The following is a 19,447-nucleotide window of genomic DNA, read 5'->3' on the forward strand; positions in this document are numbered from 1 at the left end:
GGTCAAGGGTTCCATTGGTTGGAAAGGGCCGGACGCACGGTGTTCAGGTCCGGGGAGTTTTCCAGGAAGTTGTCCGGGTAGTAACCAAAACTCGTGACCCCCTGGCGTTTAAGCACACCCATCCATTCAGCCATTTGCGCACCGTTGATATCGGTGGCCTCTTTGGTGCGCCAGTCCTTGGCTTGCAACTCGAACACCGTGCGCTCCAGGGCACCGGGGCGCTTCTTGACGGTGGCGACCAGTTTCTCCAGCCAGGCGTTGGAAGTGCTCACCTGCTGACCCTCCATCAGGGGCATGGCCATCGGCGCGGTCCAGTCGTAAGCCTGGAGGAAATCATCCAGATTCTGCGCGAACCAGGCTTCGCTCGGCGGGTTGAGCATCGGCTCGGCGAAGATATTGCGCGCGGTCAGCACCTGTGGCCCGCGGATGGCGCGCACCTTGGCGGTCAGCTCATGGGTGAAGTCGATCAGGTAGCGGCTCTTGAAACGCGTCCAGCGTTGCATCACCGCCGGGTCGGCGCGCAGGGCCGCAATGCTGTCGGGCAAACCGTTGGCTGCGTAGGTTTTCAATGCGGCGGGGCTGGCGTCTTCGAAATCGTTGAACACAGCATCGTCGTGATAAAGGATGCCGTCGATCGGCCCTACCCGCGCCAAGTCTTCGTAGATTTCGCCGATAGCCTTGCGCACGGCGGGATCGAAAGGTGACAGGCGTTGGTACTGGTCGGGATCGAGGCCGATCTTGCCGGTCTTGGGATCCCAACGGGTCACGCGCGGCAGCTTGGCGTCGAGGGCAAAACTGAGCACAGGCATCCAGGCATAGACGCTGGCATGGGCACGGGTATGCAACTGCCAGGCGACGCGGTTGAACAGGTCGGCACGCATCGGCAAGTGACGGTTAGGGAAGTACAGCGAGTGCACCAGGCCATCACCCTTGGGGTCGGCAAAGGCTTGCAGGAACACCGTGCCGGCGCCCATGTCCACCACGCGCTGTACCAGTTGGTCGAGGTTGCGCGCCTGCTGGGCGGGGTCCGGGTCGTAGACGTTGTCCAGGTCCACATGCAGCACGCGCAGCGGCGCCTTGGCCTGCACGGCCACGATGCTATTAGCGAAGTGCTCGCCGTCCGGATCGGAGGCCACCAGGAAGCGCGGGCTGTTCATCAGGTCGCCGAGGTTGTCGAGGCCGTCTTCAAGGGTCAGGGCCATCTGGTAACCCTGCTCGCCCACCACCGCCAGCGACGTGCCGTCGGCCGCGCCATACGGCCAGACCCACACCCGTGGTGCCTTGCCGGTGACGCTGCGAATTTTGTTGGAGATCGCCGCCACGTCGGCACGCATGCGCGCCTGGAACTGCGCTTCGGTTTCGTAGCGATTGGTCGCCGGATCATAGCGGCGGGTGGTTGCGGCCGGCTCCAGGTTGCCCTGGGGGTTGGCCAGGATGCCTTTGTGGTTGGCATCGGTGTGGGCGGCGATTTCTACCAGGCCCGATTGCGACACCTCGCGAATCTGCTCCCAGGTGAGGAACTCACCCCGAGGGCGCGGCATGCCAGCGAAGTCCACCGGCTTGTTCAGCGGCGTATCGATCCAGTAGCCCACCGGTGCCAGCAACGCCGGCCAGCGGTAGGCGCGCAGAATCGGCATTACCCGGGTATAGAAGCTCGAATAGCCGTCGTCGAAACTCAGCATGATTGCCTTGGGCGGCAACGCCGGGCCGCCACGGCGGGCGGCGAGAATCTGATCGACGCTGACCGCCTGGTAACCGTTCTCGCGCAGCCAGGCCAATTGTTCGATCAGCCGCTCGGTACGCACCGCCACCACGGCCTGATCGGGGTCGCGGTCGGACACGTCGTGGTAGGCGATCCCCAGGAAATGGTTCTTCGGCCACGCCGCTTCGTTGGCTGGGGTCGGCCGCTCGGCGGGTGGAGTGAAGGGCGCGGGTTGCTGGGCGCAGGCGCTGGCCAGCAATACACCCAGGAGCAACAAGCAACGGCTGAGAACAGTCATGGTCAGGCTCTTTTAGAAACGGTAAGTGAGGTCGACGAGCAGGCGCAGATCGCGTTCGCGATCACCGTCGTAAGGTCGGCTGATCAGGCTCAGGTTGGCGCCGACTTCCAGTACATCGTTCCAGCGATAGCGTTGGCCATAGCCGATCAGGCCGACGCCGCCGGTGGAATAATCACGCTGGCTGTACGTACCCGCACCGACTTGGAACTGCTGACTCCACTGGGTCTCGTAGCGGTGGTAGAGCACATGGTTGACGTTGACGGTGGGCAACACGCTGAAGTCCGACTTCGGGTTGAAATACACCGTGTCTTCCTTGCTGTTGCGGCTGGTGGCGACTTCCAGGCCCAGGTCCACTTGCACCTTCGGCGAGCTGTAGAGGCCCTCGCGGCCGGCGAGCAGGGCTTCGACGCGGTCGTTGCCGTCACTGAAGTGGGATGGGCTGACGGACAGTTTCCACTCGCGGCTTTCATTGGCGCGCCAGCGGATAAACCCGCTGCCGCCATTGGCGGTGATGTCGGCATTCAACGCGCGCAACGGCGTGGTGGCGGCGAGGTAGTCGAGGCTGCCGCCGTATTGCCAGTGATCGTTGAGGTCATAGGCAAACGCTACGCGGGCGCCCTGTTTGGAACCAAAGCCGTAGGAGTGGTTGGACACCTCGGCTTCCAGGGTCAGGTCACGGGTGCGCCGCTCCACGCCGACGCGCTGCCAACGGTGGTGGCCGGTGCCTTCTTCAAAGTCGGCGGTGGCGTAACCAGCACCGGCGAACAGGCGCCAGTCTTCGTCGATGGGCGGGGTGTAGATCACACTCTCGATGCCCCAGTCACGGCTGCCGGCCACTGCGCCGGCATCGCTGTTGTTGCCGCCGCCGTAGCTTTTGCCGGTGTAGGCTTCAACGCGCAATTCGGCCATGTCGTGCACATTGCGCAAGCGGTTGAGGCGCTGCACTTGGCGACTGTCGGGGTTGCGCGCGACCACGTCGTCGGTGAGCACGTCGAGCTGGCGCCACTCCTGCAGGTCCATGGCGGTGTAAGCCTGGGACACTTCCAGGCCGATGTCGCGCGGGGCCTGGGCTTCGGTTTCTTTCAGAATGCCTTCGGCACGGCGCGGCAGGTCGCGGGCGCGGTACATGTCGGCCTGGGCCAGGCGCAAGCCGACATTGCCTGGGGCCTTGGCCACCAATGCTTCCAGGCTGGCTTCGCTGCCCGGCAGGTCGCCGCCGTAGACGCCGGACTGAGCGGCCAGTTGCTGGGCGTCCATCCATGAATCGTTGGGGTTGCCAATCGGCAGGCCCTTGAGTTCGACCCGAGGTTTTTGGCTGTTGGCGAGGCTGCCAGCGACTTCGCGGGCTTGTTCGCCCTGATCGCTCTCTTGCAGGGCATAAAACAAGGCGGTGGTGTCTTCGACGCGATCATCGGGTTCGGCATCGGCGGCGCTCAGGGCCTGACGGTACAGCGGCTCGGCCTTTTCCGGCTGGCGTTGGTCCAGGTAGGACGCCGCCACCCAGCGTACGGCGTAGGTGGGCAATTGCACGCCTTCGCGGGTCAAGGTTTCGTATTCGCGCACCACATCCGCCATGCGCGCCCGAGCCTTGAGAGCGCCCAGGCGGTCGATGCGCCAGCGCACCACGTCATCGTGGGCGCTGGCGTCGGGGGTCCAGCGTGCGAGCAGGTTGTCGTACGCCTGCAGCGCACGGTCGGCGATCACGTAGCGCTCTTGTTCACTGCGGGTGGCGAACTCGGCCATGCGCACACGCTCGGCGGCCAGATCGCCTTCCAGGCGGCGTTGGGTAACCGCATCCAGCAGGCCCGGACGCTGGGCCGACAGACGCAGCGCGGCCTCCGGCAAGCGGGCCTTTTGTAGAGCGATGATGTATTCGCGGGCAACTTCCGGCTTATCGCCGGCACGCATAAACGCCTGATCGAATTCGAACAGCGCGTCGTAATTCAAGCCGGCACGGGTCAGCGCATAACCCAGGGCCATGCGGCGGTTGGGGTCTTCAGGCTTGGCGGCCACCAATGCACGGGTACTCTGCACCGCTTCGTTAGCCTTGCCGCCATCGGCCTGGGTAAGGGCCAGGCCCAGTTGCAGGTCGATGTTGTTCGGTTCGCGCAGCAACGCCTGACGGTACACCGCCTCGGCCTGGGCCCACTGTTTCTGATTTCGATAGGTGCGCGCCACCGTGGCCAGGGCTTGGGGGCTGAGGTTGCGATGCTTGCCCTGGGCCTCGTAGACCTGCAGCACTTCGGCGTCCTGGCCGGCCCAACCGGCAATCACCAAGTGATCGCTGACCTGGCCAGGCGTCTGGCGCTCGGTGGACAACTGGCGCAATTGCGTAAGGGCGGGGGTGAAATTGCCGTTGCGCGCCTGGATGATCAGCGCGTCATAGGCCGGATCGGCCACGGCAAAAGCAGGCATCAGCAATTGGCTGCACAAGGCGACCCCGATAAGCAGTCGCAACCGGCCTGATGCACTGAGTGGTGGGTTTGGCAACATATCGTGAGCTTCCTTACAGGGAAAGCTGTAACGATAGGTGGTCCTGAGCGCTTCGCTTCAGGGTGCCGACGTCTCATGACCCGGCCTAGCTTTCCTGTGGTCACTATCGCCGAGGGCGGTGGGTAAAAGCGCAAATCAGAACAATTGTTCAGAATTGGATGAAGAAGGGGTATTTACGCGCGGCCCGCGAAGCAGCGCCGCTTGTGGCAAGGGAGCAAGCGCCCTTGCCACACGTGAGGCGATTATTGCGCGCCGCTGACCGCGCCGACTTTGGACATCACAAAGCCGATGAACTGCTCGACGGTCATCTTCTGGCCGTTGAAGGTCACTTCATTGTTGGCGTAGTGCAGTTTGGACACCACATCGCTGCCCACCAGGGTCGCCAGTTGTGTACCCACGGCCATACCGCTGACCATCTCGGCGGCCATCTGCGCTTGCTGCTCGATGGCTTTCGGGTCGGTCAGGCCGCCGGCCTGGGCTTGCAGGGCGGACACATCGGCGATCATTGGCTTGGACAGGGTCAGGTTGGCGTCCAGCAGCGACACCATCTGCTTGCCCAGTTCAACCGGCGGCAATTCCATCGACGCCGGCTTGGCCAGGTCCACCACCAGGCTGAACTTGCTTTCGCCATGGGTGGTTTTCAGCGACAGGTTTTCTACCGCCAGTTGCGGCTTGGCGGCCAACAGTTGGTTGACGTTGGCTTCGGCCAGGGTCTGCTCGGCTTCGGTCAATTGCAGTTCAGGCACGGGCTCGCCAGCGGCGGCCGCGGCTTGCACCGGCTGCATCTTGTCTTGGTAGAGCTTGGTCAGCACCAGCATGGCCGGGACGTCGACGTTTTTCATGCTCAGCGCCATGGCGGCCGAACCGACGGGTTTGCCCTTGTAGCCGATCTCGTCGATTTTGTAGTCGACGCGGCCGGCCAGGTTGTTGTCCTTGGTTTCGCTGGAGTCTTTCTGCTCAAAGCCTTTGAGCGAGATCACGTCTTTCTGCACGCCGACGGTGAACTTGGCGTCCGTCAGCTCTACGGTGTTCTGCCCGGTGTAGAAACCGAAGGTGGACTTGGCCAGGTTGCTGGCCACGGTCAGGCCGGCCAGTTCGGCTTCGAACGGCGCGCCCTGGGCGTCTACGGCGGCGACCTTGAGGCTGTTCATAAAACCGTCGGCTTTGACTTTCTGGCCTTCGGCGGTGCCATCGAAATTCAGGTTGGCGCCGGAGAAGCTCACCGAGGACTTATCGTCCTTGAACTCCAGGGGCAGCAGTTCGACATTGCCGTTGACCGCGCGGGTATAGCCGATATTGGCCACGCCCTTGAGCGGCGATGCGTCTTTGGCGGCAGCGAACCACTTCTCGGTGGTGGCGTTCTTTTCCAGCTCGTAGTGACTGGTGGCCATCACCGGCAGCCATTTAAGCGTGACCAGACGCGAGAACGGCAACGGGCCGTGTTCGATATGGTCGACGAACAGCAGCTCCGGGTTCGGGTTTTCTTCGCCGAACACCGGACCCTGCGCCTTCAAGCGGTAGTGCGCGGTGCTGCTGAACACGCCGCGCTCCAGGGACACCAGTTCCAGGGCGACGCTGCCGTCGACGCCGGCCATGGAGGTTTGCAGTTCCTTGTTGGCGTTTTGGATCGCGGTCTGCAACACCGGCTCCAACTGCTTACCGGTGTACCAGGCGCCGCCTGCACTGACGACGCCGACGGCGACAACAAAACCCAAAAGAACGACTGCTGGCTTATTCATGAAGTGACCTGATCAAATCCTGTGAGAAGTGGGCTGTCTTCCTTGAACCCTGCAAGGGTTGGCTCAAGCCCGCCGAAAACGGGGGGAAGATTAGCACTGGCGGCCTTAAACGGCGCAACCTTTCAGAGGCATCAGATCGCTACTGGTTCACGAATACTCCAATTCGATTTCATCGAGCTGGTGATCGAAGCTCTTCAAGCGCGCCGTCCAGGTGTACACCAGCACCTCGAATTCGCGGTGGATCACGGCGTTGCCAGGGGTGTCGGTCTTGGGGTCGCAGAAGTCCAGCTGGTAGCGCTCGCGGGCCATCTGCGTGGCGACGTCGGACAATTCCCGCGCGTTATTGAGCCAATGCCGACCTTCGGCGACCTGCTTGTCGAGCACCACGCACTGCTTTTTCAGGGTTTCGAGGCTTTTTTCCAACGGCGTGCCCGTCAGGTCGCCCATCACTTCCTGGAAGGTGCGCCCCGGCTGCCAGTAGCTGCCCCAGAAATAGCGGTCGAATACGGTTTCGACGCGGCGCAGTGCGACCTTGGTGTCCCAGATGGCCACGCGGGTCTTGCCTTGTTCGAGGAGTTTTTTCTTGATGCGTTGATTCTGGTAGGACGCCCAGGCCACCACGCCGATGGACAAGGTGCCGATCACCAGGCAGGCGCTGTCGAGAAACACCATGGCCTTGTCGAGTTGGTGGGAAAGCATGACGCCATAGAAATACGCGGCCGATAACAGCACCAGTGCGAAGAGCACGCACCAGAAAGCGGGAGCATAAGGGTTTTTCATTATTGGAATCCCCATGAGCAAACGCGAGCAGTGTCAGGCGTGCGCCTGGCTCGAAAGCCACGGCGCCCGCCTGTCAAAGCATAGCTATTCGCTCAGGGTTTGCTGGACGCCGACGCTTGCGTTCGTCCGCTTTCCCAGCCGCCGCCAAGGGCCAGGAACAGGTCGATCTGGCTCATGGCGACCTGAGTGTTGGCCGCCGCCAGTTGGGCACGCATTTCGGTGTAAGTGCGCGTGGCTTGAAGGTCGGCCAGGAACGAGGCGCGACCGGCCTGGAAGAAGCGGTGGGTCTGGTCCGCCGCCTGCTGCGCCGATTGCTCGGCCTCGGCCAATGCGTCGCGGCGCTGCAGCACGGCGGTGTACTGGGCCAGGCCGGTCTGGGTTTCGCGGATCGCGTTGAGCACCACCCCATCGAAATGCGCCAAGGCCCCCTGGGTGGCGGCTTCAGCTTCATGGATACGCGCCCGGGCGCCGTTGGTCGGCACGGTCCAACTGATCATCGGGCCAAAGCCCCAGCGGTTGGTCGCCGGTTGGCCGAGGTTATCGAGCAGGCCCACGGTGCCGACGCTGGCGCCGATGGCGATGTCCGGGTACAGGGCGCCGGTAGCCACGCCGATGCGCGCGGTGGCGGCGGCCAATTGGCGTTCGGCCTGGCGCACGTCGGGGCGGCGCTTGAGCAACGTGGCACCGTCGCCCACCGGCAGCAATTGGGCGATGTGCGGCAACTCGGCGCAATCACCGATGCCCGCCGGCAATTGCTCCAGGGGTTTGGCCAGCAGCATCGACAAGCGATAGAGCCCCGCCTGACGCGCCGCCTGGTAGCGCGGCATCTCGGCGCGCAGGGATTTGTATTGGGTTTGCGAGCGCGTCACCTGGGTTTCATCGCCCCGGCCGGCATCGCGTAGGCGCTGGGTCAGCGTGGTGCTTTGCGCTTGCAGTTCCAGGGAACGGTTGGCAATCGCCAGTTCTTCATTCGCCGCACAGATTTGCGTGTAGGAGCGCACCACATCGGCCACCAGGGTGATGCGCGCGATGTCGGCGGCGGCCTGGGTGGCGTCGGCGCTGGCCTGGGCGCTTTCGATGCCGCGTTGCAGGGTGCCGAACAGGTCGAATTGATACGACGTGGTGATGCCCACGCTGCCGATGTTACCCACCGGGACTTTTTCCGACAGCAGGAAGGCTTCGCCGGATTCCTGCAAGCGTTGGGCCTCGGCCTTGGCGCCGGCACTCCAACCGCCGGCGGATTCGGCCTGCTGCACTTGATAGCGCGCGCGTTGCAGGTTGGCCGCAGCCACCCGCAGGTCGGTGTTGGAGGTCATGGCCTGGCGCACCAGTTCATCCAGACGCGGGTCGTTGTAGAGCTTCCACCAATCCGTCGGCACCGGCGCCGACACCACGTTCTTGCCATCGGACGGCAGTTGCCCTTGCAGATCGCCACGCTTGATCGCGGCGGTATCCGGCACCTGGTAATCCGGGCCGACCATCTGACAGGCCGACAGCAAAGAACCCAGGGCAACAATGGCTAACAACTGCTTCATGGCCGGGCTCCGGCCTTGGTTGAGTCGTCAATGATCGACACCGTGGCGGTACGTCCGGCGATCATGCGAAAGTCCGCCGGCACCTCATCAAAAGCAATGCGCACCGGGATGCGCTGGGCCAGGCGCACCCAGCTAAACGCCGGGTTGACGTTGGGCAACAGGTTGGAGCCGCTGCTGCGGTCGCGGTCTTCGATGCCGGCGACGATGCTCTGCACATGCCCATGCAAACGGGCGTTGTCACCGATCACGCGGATGTCCACACCCATGCCGACGTGGATGCCGTCGAGTTTGGTCTCTTCGAAATAACCGTCGATGTGGAACGAGTTGCTGTCCACCACCGACAGCACCGGGCGCCCAGCGGTGACGAACTCCTGAGTGCGCGGCGCGCGGTCGTTGACGTAGCCGTCCACGGGGCTGCGGATTACCGAGCGGTCGAGGTTGAGCTGCGCCGAGTCCACCGTCACCTGGGCTTCGGCCAGGGCCGATTGGGCGCGGGCCACGCGAGACTGGCTTTCTTCCAATTGCTCGCTGGGCACCAGGTTGCCCAGGCCACGGTTGCGCTTATATTCGCGCTGGGCCTGGGCCAGGGTTTCCTGGCGGTCGGCCACGGCGGCCTGGGCCTGACGCAGGGCCAGCTTGAAGCGGTCCTGATCGACGGCAAACAGCACCTGGCCTTTGCTCACCAGTTGGTTGTCGTGCACGTCCACGCGTTGGATCAGCCCGGACACGTCCGGGGCGATCTGCACGATATCGGCACGGATATGGCCGTCACGGGTCCACGGCGCAAACATGTAGTACATGACCATGCGCCACACCACCACGACCGCAAAACTCACGATCAGCAGCGTCAGGACCACACGGCCAATAGTCAAAAACGGTTTTTTCATGTCATCAGGTATCGACTGAGTGAGTCCACCGCGCCCAGCAACAGCGCGTAGAGCCCCACATTGAACAATGCCCGGTGCCAGACCAGGCGATAGAAGTGGAGACGGGTCAACAACCCATGCACCACCAGAAACAGCACGTACGTAATGCCCATCAGCACCAGCAGCGTGGGCAGGAACACCCCGCTGATATCCAGATCACCGATCATAAAGGCGCTCCATCGGGTAGCGGCGCTTCCATCTCCGTACCGCCAATAAATTCCACGCCGGGCAACAACGCCAGACGCAGGCCGGCCAGCGCATGCAGCAAATGCAGGCGGGTGTCGTCTTCGCCTTGCAGGCCCTGGCCATTAAGGGCGCGGCGCGTGCGGTCGAGGGTCATCAGCAGACCGCTGGGCGCGGGCAAGCGTTCACCCGCTTTCAGGCACGCCTTGAAGTAACCGCCCACACCCTCCACCACTTGGTTGAGCAGCACACGCGGCACGCCGAGGATGCGCGGCGAGTAGGCCAGCAGGTCCAACAGGTTGAGCGCCACGCGCAAATCGCGCAGGGCAATGCCGGTGTCCTGATTGGTCAGGGCCAGACGCGGAAGGTGCTGCATCAAACGGTCGAGCATCTGCACGGCCAGGTGCCGGTGCTCGGCCAGGGTCGCCGGCTCGGTCAGGCCGACGATGTCGTGCCAACTGAAACGCGTCAGGCGCTTGGCCGCCAGTTCGGCGCCGAACGGGCGCGCAATCAGCGTCCACACAAATGCGAAAAGCAGGCCCACGGGCCCGGCCAGGTTGACGTTGGCGAAGTTGAGGAAGTCGGCGTCGTAGGCGCCCTGGATGCTGATGAACGACGAGGTGTTAACCAGCGTCAGCAGCATGCCCAGGTAGAAGCGCGGCTGCACGGTCAGCGTGCCAATGCAGATAAACGGCACCGCGAACGCCAGCACCAGCATCGGAAAGTCGTGCAGGTTGGGCAGCACCAAAAACAGATAGAGGCTGGCAAACAGCACCGACATCGCCGTCCAGAAAAAGAACCGGTAGATCTGCGGCGCGGGGTCGTCCATCGAGGCGAAGAAACTGCACGCGACGGCGGCCAGGATCACCGCGCTGCCGCCGTCGGTCCAGCCCAGCAGAATCCACAGCGCCGAGGCGACGATAATCGCGGTGACGGTGGAAAACGCCGAGTAGAACATCAGGCCACGGTCGAGGAACGGCGTGAGCCGGCCCAAGCGCCAGTGGCGATAGACGGCGCGCCAGGTGTCCTGGCTCTCGCAGTGGATGGCGGTTTGCAGGCTGCGGCAGTCCTGCCACAGGTCGACCCATTCGCCGAGGCGGTACAGCGCGTTGGAAAACAGCAAGGTGTGGCGATCATCCAGCGCGTCGCCCTTGGGCTGTTGGGCTTCGATCTGGTCACGCAGGGCGCGCCAACTGTCCAGGGACGGATTGTCGGCACTGCTTTGCAGCCACTGGGCGGTGGCGTCCAGCAGCGGCTTGAGGCGTTCGAGAAACTGCGGCGCGCGCTGTTCGACGGCGTACAGCGCGTCATCCAGCTCCTCCACCACCGGCAGCAGGTGGATCATGCGCCCGCGCAGTTCTTTGGTATTGCGCACCGTCTGTGGACGCGCGCCTTCGTGGGGCAACTGGCCGATCATTAATTCCAAGGTGTTGAAGGTGGCGACCATGCCGCCGCGCAAGGTGCTGATTTCGTCAGGCTGCACCGTGCGCGTGAGGAACCGTTGGCTGTAGACCTGCGCATCGGCAAACCACTTGGCCACCGAACCGTCGAACACCGGCGCCAGGCGTCGTGGCCAGAACATCGCGCCGACCACGGCGGCCACCACAATGCCGAGGAAAATTTCTTCGGTACGCGCCTCGGCCACATCCCACACGGCCAGTGGGTTATCCACTACCGGCAGGGCAATCAACGGCAAGGTGTAGCCGGCCAGCATCAGCGCGTAGTTGTTGGCCGTGCGCAGGTGCATGGACAGAAACAGCAAGGTGCCCGTCCACAGCGCGATCACCACCACCAGGATGTACGGCGATTGCACGAACATCGGCACAAAAAACACCGCCGCCGCCGCCCCCATCAAGGTGCCGATGGCGCGGTACAGCGCTTTGGAGCTGGTGGGGCCGACAAACGGGCTGGAAACGATATACACCGTGGCCATTGCCCAATACGGACGGGGCATCTGCATCAGCATGGCGATATACAGGGCGATCATCGACGCCGCGAAGGTGCGTACGCCGTAGAACCAGTCGCGGGCGGGCGGGAAACCGGTGAAGAATCCGTTCAAAGCGTCGCCGCCTCAAAGGCACGCAACACCCGCAGGGCCGCCTCCATATCGGCGGGCGCGATATCCGCCAACACGTCTTTGCGCAGGCGCACCAGTTGCGCCTCTACCGCCTGCACCAGTTCGCGGCCACGTTCGGTGAGGCTCAAGGCCTTGGCGCGGCGGTCGTGGACGTCTTCGGTGCGGCACACATAGCCGCCGCTGCACAGCTGGTCGAGCAGGCGCACCAGGGACGGGCTTTCCATCCCCGACGCATGGGCGACCTTGACCTGATGCACACCGTCGCCCAAACGGCCGATCATCAACAACGGCACGGCGCAGGCTTCGGAAATACCGTAGCTCACCAGCGTGCTCTGGCAGATTTTGCGCCAATGACGGGCGCCCACCACCATGCTGCTGCTGAGGTTCATCTGGAGTTGTTCGAGGGATTGAGGCACTGGATAGTTCGCATACAGTTAGTTTGCTAACTATCAATATGGCGAAGGGATCGAATTGCGTCAAGTTTTGAAACAATTTAGCGATGGATGGAGGGTTAGTGCATGACACAGGTGGCAGGGGGCTTGCCCCCGATAGCAGTGGGTCAGGCAAACAAGCTGTTACTGGCACACCGTAATCGGGGGCAAGCCCCCTCCCACATTTGGATCGGTGTCAGCTTCAGGATTGTTGTGCGGCCTCGCCATCCAGGTGGCGCTGCCGATTCGAGTGATGGGCATATCCGACTGTCGCCAAGGTGACCCCCCCCCAAAAAAACCCAGGCGATTAGCGCCCAGATTTTTTTACTGCTCACCTTTTTTTACAAAACACCATTTTCAAAAGATTTTTTTTACACCCCTCGGCCATCCCGCAACATCAGATTCAACTCATCCACCACCTCCGCCCAATCCGCATCGTCCAAGATTTCCTCACGCAAAAATGCTTTCTGGCTGTCTGTCCAGAAAAACGCTTCTGCCAACTTCAAATCCGGCTTGAGTGGCGAGTGAGCGGTCACAAACTGATCAATACTGACCGGGTCATCCGGCAGTCCAAGCTGTTTGAACAGTGACGGCAAGCTGTGCACGGGCGATTCCATGGTGGGCTCCTGAGAAGATGAATGCCCAGAGTCTAGTTCAGGCGCCAGCCAGGCCAGTAATCGCTCGACGCCCTGTTTCACCGACAGCACGCCGGTGTCCAACACCAGCGATGCCAGGGGCGGCGGTTCATAGGGGGAGCCGATGCCGGTAAACCCCGGCAACTCGCCTTTACGCGCACGGGCGTAGTGCCCCTTGGGGTCGCGGCTTTCGCACACTGCCAGTGAGGCGCTGCACCACACTTCGCGATAATCGTCACCGAGGCGTTCGGCAAACACTGCGCGCAGGTCCGTCAGTGGCGCAATCATTGCCAGGATCACAATCTGCCCGTTGTTCACCAACAGCGCCGCCAGTTCGCTGGCGCGGCGGATGTTTTCCAGGCGGTCCTTATCGGAAAAACCCAGGTCTCGATTGAGCCCGCCGCGCAGGGTATCGCCGTCGAGTACCAGGGTCTGTCGGCCCTGTTCGAACAAGGCGGCTTGCAGGCCCTGGGCCAGGGTGGACTTGCCCGAGGCCGGCAGGCCGGTGAGCAGGATCGCCACGCCGCGATGCCCATTGCGCGCTTCGCGTTGACGGCGAGTGATGCTCGCCGTCGGCGCTACCAGGTTACTGGGCAACGGCACGGGGCACCGGCGCTGCGATATTGCCCGCCGCCCAAGCCGATTCGCGGCTGGCCAGGGCGCTGGCGATGCTTTGCACGCGGTCGGAGTCCAGTTGCTCCGGCAGCGGGTCGAGACCGGCGCTGGCGAAGATCTGCCCGTAGGCGTTGCGCAGATCGGCGTAGGCCAGGTCGCGGCGCAGGTCGGCCTGCAAGGTGTTGAGTTCACCCTGGATCAGGTCCAGCTCACCGATCCCGGCGGCCTCATGACGGTTGCGCAATTGACCGAGGATTTGCCCGTCGATATCGGCAAGTTGTTCGCTGGTTTTGAACTGGCGCACCGCGTCCTGAAAGTTGGCGTTGGCCACGTAGAGTTGCGCGAGCACGGCAATCGACATCGCCTGGCGCCGGGCGGTGGCGACTTCTTCACCGGCCTTGGCCACGTCGATGGCCGCCGGGGCGGAGATCACATTGAACAGGTTCCAGGTGACCTTGGCGCCGTAGTCGGCCCAGCGGTTGTCCACTAGAAACGAGTTGCTGTCGTAATGCCCGCCGGCCGAAAACTCCAGCCCCGGCAGCAAGCGCAGCATGGCTTTACGGGTTTCGGCGGCGCTGATGCGGGTCTGGTAATCCTGCTCGCGCAGTTCCGGGCGGTTGGCCAGGGCTTCCTGCTCCAGGCTGGCCAGGTTCACCTTGAGCTGAGGAACGCTGTAGTCATCGGGCGTGGCCAGTTTCAACTCAGTGCCCATGGGCAGATTGATCAGGGTCGACAGCTCGGTCTTGGCCAACGACAGGGCCCGGCGTTGCTCTTGCAACTGGCGTGTGGCTTCGATCAACGCACGCTGATAGCCGAGCGCCTGGACCGGGTCGCCGATACGCTGTTCGCTCATGCTCTGGCTATTGGCCTGGGCCTGGTCGACACGGGTCATGAGGCTGTCGATCTGGGTCAGCAGACGCTCGGCGGCCACCGCGCGCCAGTAGGCGGAACGCACGTCCTGCACGATGGTGTTGATCACCTTGCGTCGACGTTCCTGGATGATCAGGCGCTGATCGCCCTGCTGCTTGGCGCTGATGTAACTCACGCCGAAGTCGAGCACGTTCCACACCATGGTCAGGTCGGCCACGCGACGGTCGCGGTCCTGGGAGGTCGAGGGTTCCAGGGACTGGGTGCCGGTGAGCACACTCTGGCTGCTGGAGGCGTTGGTGTTGTTACGCCCGGCATAGCCAGCGGACAGGGCCATGCGCGGCAGCATGTCGAAACTGGACAGGTCGGATTGACGCTTGGCCAGCGCCTCTTCCATCACCTTCAAACGGCCTTCGAGGTTGTACTTGACCGCGCGAGCCATGGCCTCGTGCAGGGTCAGCGGGCCGCTCAACGGTTCCTGATCCTTGTACATGCCGTGTAGATCGCTGCGCGCGCGTTGCTCGCTGACGCTGCGCTCGATGGGGTCACTGGTGACTGCGCACCCGCTGATTGCAAGAGCCAGCAAGCTGGCACCGAATAACTTTTGAGCTGTATTCATCCGTGGACTGCCCCTGTTCCTGCGTCTTTAATTGAGTGTGTTCAAGCCTGCATTTCGCTGATGCCGACCTGCTGCAGTGCCAGCGCCAAGTCCATGACCTGGCGCTGTTCTTTGTCGTTGATCTGGTGCAATTGCTGGCCGAAGGTCGGCGCACCCAGTGCACCGCCCGAGCTTTTGATCGACTTGCTGTCGAACGCTTTGGAGTCGCTCGCGTCACCGTGGTTTTCGCGGTTGAACAGGCCCGACAAGGTACTTGAACCAAACACCCCGCCATCGCCGCCGCCAAACCCAAGGAACCCAGAGGCACCCGCAGCATTGCCGCCATCGATGCCGAATACCTGGGCGATATAACTCGGCGCCAGGGCGTTGTTGCGGATAAAGATGTTGCCGATCGGTGGCAAGCCGCCACCCAATTCACGCTGCTCGAACAATGCCGGGAAGCCAATCGGCGAGCCCAAGTTGCCGCTGGGCGGGCCAAAGATGATCGGTTGCAGCGGCGCGTCCGGCGCACTCGGTGGCGCCATCGGGCCATCGACGCGGAACAGCGGGTCGCCGGTCAGCGCGACGGTGTTGATCGCGTAGTTGCCGGAGTTGCTGAAACCGCTTCCGGCATTGCCCGCCGCATCCGTCACCAGGCTGGTGTCGAGGGTGATGAAGTTGCTCGGGTCATTAAGGTTGGCCGTCGGCGTGAGGAGGGCCGTCCAGGTCTTGCCGCCATCGCTGGTGGACAGATTGGACAAGGTGCCGTTAGCCACGCTCAGGTCATCCAGGTCGAAGCCACTGACTTTCTCGCTGAAGGTGAACGTTACCGTGGTGGTCTGGCCGACAGTGAGGTTCGGGTTGGCGACGGAGATAGTCGCAGTTGGCCGGTCGGCGTCGAGCGCATAGTTGTTGGAAATCGCAATGCCTGCACCGGCATTGCCCGCAGCGTCGTTGACCAGGCCGTTGTCCAGCACCACCAGGTTGGTGGGGTCAGTAATTGCGCCGGTCGGCGTCAACGTGGCCGTCCAGGTCTTGCCGCCGTCGCTGGTGGCAAGGTTGGACAAGGTGCCGTTGGCCACGCTCAGGTCCGACAGGTCAAACCCGCTGACCGCTTCGCTGAAGGTCACAGTGACCGTGGTGGTTTGCCCGATGCCCAGGAGGGCGTCCGCCACGGTGATGGTCGCGGTCGGCCGCTGGGTATCGATGCTGTAGTTGTTGGAGTCCGTGGTGCCGACGCCACTGTTGCCCGAGGCATTTGTCACGCCGCTGTTGTCCAGCACGATAAGGTTGCTGGTGTCGGTGATATTGCTGGTCGGCGTGAGCGTCGCGGTCCAGGTAACGCCGCCATCGCTGCTGCTGACCGCACTCAGAGTCCCGTTGGCGAGGGTCAGGTCAGCGTTGGTAAAGCCGCTGACGGCCTGGCTGAAGGTGATGGTCACCTGGGTGGTTTCGCCCGCTTTCAGTTGCGTGTCGGCCACCACGACGGTTGCCGTCGGCACCTCGGTGTTCACGGCATAGTTGGCGGAGCTGGTGGTGCCGGTGCCGCTGTTGCCCGCCAGGTCGGAGATGCCGGTGTTGTTCAGCACGATCAGGTTGGTGGTGTCGGTCACACTCAACGTGGGCGTGAACGTTGCCGTCCAGGTGATGCCGCCGTCGCTGCTGCTGACGTTGCTCAGGCTGCCATTGGCCACGCTCAGGTCGCTGTTGTCGAAGCCGGTGACGGCCTCGCTGAAGGTGATGGTCGCCAATGAGGTTTCGCCCGGGCGCAGGTCGCTGTCGCTCATGACAATCGTGGCCGTCGGCCGCTGGCTGTCGACGCTGTAGTTGTTGGAGTCGGTGGTGCCTGCGCCTGCGTTGCCCGCCAGGTCGGTGACGCCGGTGTTGTCCAGGGTGATCACGTTGCTGATGTCGGTGATGCTGGCGGTCGGGGTGAACGTTGCGGTCCAGGTGATACCGCCGTCGCTGCTGCTCACCGTGCTCAGGGTGCCATTGGCAATGGTCAGGTCGGCGTTAGTGAAACCGCTCACCGCCTCGCTGAACGTGATGGTCACCAGTGAAGTTTGACCGAGGCTCAGCGCCGCATCCGCGACCACAATGGTGGACGTAGGACGCACAGTATCAATCGCGTAATTGTTCGAGTCGGTGGTGCCGCTACCAGCATTGCCCGAGGCGTTGCTCACACCGGTATTGTCCAGGGTGATCAGGTTGGTGGCGTCGGTGACGCTGGTGGTCGGCGTAAGGATCGCGGTCCAGGTGATGCCGCCATCGCCGCTGGTCACAGTGCTCAGGGTGCCGTTGGCGACGGTCAGGTCGGCGTTGGTGAAGCCGGTGACCGCTTCGCTGAAGGTGATGGTCACCAATGAACTCGCACCAATACTCAGGGCCGGGTTCCCCACGATGATGGTCGCCGTGGGTCGCACGGTGTCGATGGTGAAGTTACCCGAGTTGGTGATACCCGTGCCGGCGTTGCCGGCCAGGTCGCTCACGCCCGCATTGCTCAGGCTGATCAGGTTGGTGGTGTCGTGGACACCTGCGGTCGGCGTGAAGGTGGCGGTCCAAGTGATACCACCGTCGCTGCTGCTCACAGTGCTCAGGATGCCATTGGCCACGCTCAGGTCGCTGTTATCGAACCCGGTCACCGCCTCGCTGAAAGTGATAGTCACCAGTGAAGTTTCACCGGCGCTCAACACCGGATCGGCCACCACGATGCTCGCGGTCGGGCGCACGCTGTCGAGCGCGTAGGTGTTGGATTCGGTGATTCCGGAGCCGGCGTTGCCGGCGATATCGACCACACCGGTGTTATCCAGGACGATCCGGTTGTTGTTCTGGCTGACTCCCGCTACCGGCGTCATGGTCGCGGTATAGGTGATGTTGTCGCTGGTGCTCAGGCTGCTGAGGGTACCGTTGTCGGTGGTCAGGTCGGCCAGACTCAAACCCGTCACCGCTTCGCTGAAGGTGATGGTCACCAGGGATGTGCTACCGATGCCCAGGTGCTCGTTGGTCACCACCACGGTGGCGGTCGGGCGCTGGGTGTCGATAGCGTAGTTGTTGGAAGCGCTGCTGCCCCAACCCGTATTGCCCGAAACCGCCGCCTGGACCCCGCTGTTGTCGAGGGTGATCTGGTTGGTGGCGTCGGCGAGGTTGTTGCTCGGCGTGAAGGTCGCGGTCCAGGTGATGCCGCCATCCATGGTGGTTACCCCGCTCAGGGTGCCGTTAGTGATGGTCAGGTCGGCGTTGCTGAAACCGGTGACCGCCTCGTTGAAGGTGATGGTCACCAGGGACGTGCCGCCGATATTCAACGCTGGATTCGCCACCACGACAGTCGCCGTCGGCAGTACGGTGTCGATGGTGAAGTTGGCCGACTGGGTCGTGCCGGAGCCCGCGTTGCCAGCAAGATCACTGACACCGGCATTGGCCAGGGTGATGGCATTGGTTGCGCTGTTGGTATTCGTAGCCGGCGTGAAGGTCGCGGTCCAAGTAATGCCGTCGGCGCTGTTCAAGCCGCTCAGGCTGCCTTGACTGACATTCAGGTCGGCCAGGCTGAAACCGCTCACCGCTTCGCTGAAGGTGATAGTCACTAGCGAGGTTTGCCCAGCGGTCAGCACCGGGTCAGCGACAACGATGGTCGCGGTCGGCCGCTCGGTGTCGATGCTGTAGGTGTTGGAACTGGTGGTGCCGGTGCCGATATTACCGCTGGTGTCGCTGTAGGCGGTGTTGTCCAGGGTGATCAGGTTGGTGGCGTCGGTGGTGCTCGCGCTCGGGGTAAAGGTTGCGGTCCAGGTGACGCCGCCGTCGAGGCTGCTCACCGGCGACAGCGTGCCGTTGGCGATCGTCAGGTCGGCGTTGGTGAATCCGACCACGGCTTCCGAAAAGGTAATGGTCACCTGCGAGGTGTCGCCGATTTTCAGCGTGTCGTTGGTGACTACAACGGTCGCCGTCGGGCGCACGCCATCGATGGCAATGTTGTTGGAGGTGGTGGTACCGCTGCCGGCGTTGCCAGCTGCATCCTGGACCCCGGTGTTGTCCAAGGTGATGTGGTTGCTTGCGCTGACGATTGCGGCGGTCGGCGTGAAGATGGCGCTCCAGGTGATGCCGCCATCACTGGTGATGACCGGGCTCAGGGTGCCGTTGGTCACCGTCAAATCATTGTTGGTAAACCCGGTCACGGCTTCGCTGAAGGTGATGGTCACCAGCGACGTTTGGCCGATCCCCAGGTTGGTCGCGCTGAACACAATGGTCGCGGTCGGCCGCACGGTATCGATGGCGTAGGTGTTGGACTGGGTCGTGCCGCTGCCAGCATTGCCCGCACCATCGGTAATCAACGTGTTGTTGAGCGTGACGAAATTACCGCTGTGGTTGACCGCGGCGTTGGGTGTGAGGACTGCCGTCCAGTGGGTGCCATCGACCTGGACTAGATTGCTCAGGCTGCCATTGGATGCGCTCAGGTCGGTCAGGTCCAGGTCGTTGACCGTTTCGCTGAAAGTGAGGTGTACCAGGGACGAACCGCCGATGTTGAGCGCGGTGTCGGATACCACGATGGTCGCGGTCGGCCGCACGGTATCGAT

Annotated in this window: 12 protein-coding genes and 1 pseudogene; all 13 read right to left on the bottom strand. The window is 63.0% G+C overall.

Annotated features, from left to right (window positions below; translation table 11 throughout):
* Positions 1 to 2 precede the first annotated feature (2 nt).
* On the bottom strand, positions 3 to 2,000 hold the full coding sequence (gene pgaB, locus YA0848_RS01515) for a poly-beta-1,6-N-acetyl-D-glucosamine N-deacetylase PgaB (protein WP_094066089.1): 1,998 nt from the start codon (positions 1,998 to 2,000) through the stop codon (positions 3 to 5).
* Positions 2,001 to 2,012: 12 nt separating this feature from the next.
* The gene (gene pgaA, locus YA0848_RS01520) at positions 2,013 to 4,493 is read right to left on the bottom strand and encodes a poly-beta-1,6 N-acetyl-D-glucosamine export porin PgaA (protein WP_184316382.1); all 2,481 of its coding nucleotides are present in this window, start codon (positions 4,491 to 4,493) and stop codon (positions 2,013 to 2,015) included.
* A 242-nt stretch (positions 4,494 to 4,735) separates the two neighbouring features.
* Positions 4,736 to 6,232 carry a YdgA family protein gene (locus YA0848_RS01525; RefSeq protein ID WP_040265188.1) on the bottom strand — a complete coding sequence of 499 codons (1,497 nt, stop codon included), beginning with the start codon at positions 6,230 to 6,232 and terminating at the stop codon, positions 4,736 to 4,738.
* 147 nt (positions 6,233 to 6,379) lie between these two features.
* Positions 6,380 to 7,012, bottom strand: a complete 633-nt coding sequence (locus tag YA0848_RS01530; protein WP_034095268.1) for a hypothetical protein — start codon at positions 7,010 to 7,012, stop codon at positions 6,380 to 6,382.
* Between the two features lie 92 nt (positions 7,013 to 7,104).
* A complete protein-coding gene (locus YA0848_RS01535) occupies positions 7,105 to 8,547 on the bottom strand; it encodes an efflux transporter outer membrane subunit (RefSeq protein ID WP_169903696.1) in 1,443 nt (480 codons plus the stop codon).
* Positions 8,544 to 9,434 carry an efflux RND transporter periplasmic adaptor subunit gene (locus YA0848_RS01540; protein WP_034095266.1) on the bottom strand — a complete coding sequence of 297 codons (891 nt, stop codon included), beginning with the start codon at positions 9,432 to 9,434 and terminating at the stop codon, positions 8,544 to 8,546. Before YA0848_RS01540 ends, YA0848_RS01535 begins: the two co-directional genes overlap by 4 nt.
* The gene (locus YA0848_RS01545; protein ID WP_010214247.1) at positions 9,431 to 9,640 is read right to left on the bottom strand and encodes a DUF1656 domain-containing protein; all 210 of its coding nucleotides are present in this window, start codon (positions 9,638 to 9,640) and stop codon (positions 9,431 to 9,433) included. Before YA0848_RS01545 ends, YA0848_RS01540 begins: the two co-directional genes overlap by 4 nt.
* Positions 9,637 to 11,715, bottom strand: coding sequence for an FUSC family protein (locus YA0848_RS01550; RefSeq protein ID WP_169903697.1), 2,079 nt, complete (start codon positions 11,713 to 11,715; stop codon positions 9,637 to 9,639). Before YA0848_RS01550 ends, YA0848_RS01545 begins: the two co-directional genes overlap by 4 nt.
* Complete coding sequence (locus YA0848_RS01555) at positions 11,712 to 12,122, bottom strand: MarR family winged helix-turn-helix transcriptional regulator (RefSeq protein ID WP_034095264.1); 411 nt, start codon at positions 12,120 to 12,122, stop codon at positions 11,712 to 11,714. The genes YA0848_RS01550 and YA0848_RS01555 overlap by 4 nt, the downstream gene beginning before the upstream one ends.
* 413 nt (positions 12,123 to 12,535) lie before the next feature.
* Positions 12,536 to 12,781, bottom strand: a complete 246-nt coding sequence (locus YA0848_RS01560; RefSeq protein WP_187697034.1) for a DUF2789 domain-containing protein — start codon at positions 12,779 to 12,781, stop codon at positions 12,536 to 12,538.
* A 45-nt stretch (positions 12,782 to 12,826) separates the two neighbouring features.
* Positions 12,827 to 13,402 (bottom strand): annotated as a pseudogene (gene cysC, locus YA0848_RS01565) (adenylyl-sulfate kinase); the annotation flags it as partial.
* Positions 13,386 to 14,900: a TolC family protein gene (locus YA0848_RS01570; protein WP_034095263.1), complete on the bottom strand. Its 1,515-nt coding sequence runs from the start codon at positions 14,898 to 14,900 to the stop codon at positions 13,386 to 13,388. The gene YA0848_RS01570 and the pseudogene cysC, both read right to left, overlap by 17 nt.
* 41 nt (positions 14,901 to 14,941) lie before the next feature.
* Positions 14,942 to 19,447: beta strand repeat-containing protein (locus YA0848_RS01575; protein ID WP_198731214.1), on the bottom strand; the 4,506-nt coding region annotated here is incomplete at its 5' end.

The sequence above is a fragment of the Pseudomonas sp. S4_EA_1b genome, from assembly GCF_016307435.1.
In the GTDB taxonomy this organism is placed as follows: domain Bacteria; phylum Pseudomonadota; class Gammaproteobacteria; order Pseudomonadales; family Pseudomonadaceae; genus Aquipseudomonas; species Aquipseudomonas rhodesiae.

Coding starts and splice junctions, on each gene's coding strand:
- YA0848_RS01560 (WP_187697034.1), bottom strand. CDS start 12,781: ATGGAATCGCCCGTGCACAGCTTGCCGTCACTGTTCAAACAGCTTGGA.
- YA0848_RS01570 (WP_034095263.1), bottom strand. CDS start 14,900: ATGAATACAGCTCAAAAGTTATTCGGTGCCAGCTTGCTGGCTCTTGCA.
- YA0848_RS01545 (WP_010214247.1), bottom strand. CDS start 9,640: ATGATCGGTGATCTGGATATCAGCGGGGTGTTCCTGCCCACGCTGCTG.
- pgaB (WP_094066089.1), bottom strand. CDS start 2,000: ATGACTGTTCTCAGCCGTTGCTTGTTGCTCCTGGGTGTATTGCTGGCC.
- YA0848_RS01555 (WP_034095264.1), bottom strand. CDS start 12,122: ATGAACCTCAGCAGCAGCATGGTGGTGGGCGCCCGTCATTGGCGCAAA.
- pgaA (WP_184316382.1), bottom strand. CDS start 4,493: ATGTTGCCAAACCCACCACTCAGTGCATCAGGCCGGTTGCGACTGCTT.
- YA0848_RS01535 (WP_169903696.1), bottom strand. CDS start 8,547: ATGAAGCAGTTGTTAGCCATTGTTGCCCTGGGTTCTTTGCTGTCGGCC.
- YA0848_RS01530 (WP_034095268.1), bottom strand. CDS start 7,012: ATGAAAAACCCTTATGCTCCCGCTTTCTGGTGCGTGCTCTTCGCACTG.
- YA0848_RS01540 (WP_034095266.1), bottom strand. CDS start 9,434: ATGAAAAAACCGTTTTTGACTATTGGCCGTGTGGTCCTGACGCTGCTG.
- YA0848_RS01525 (WP_040265188.1), bottom strand. CDS start 6,232: ATGAATAAGCCAGCAGTCGTTCTTTTGGGTTTTGTTGTCGCCGTCGGC.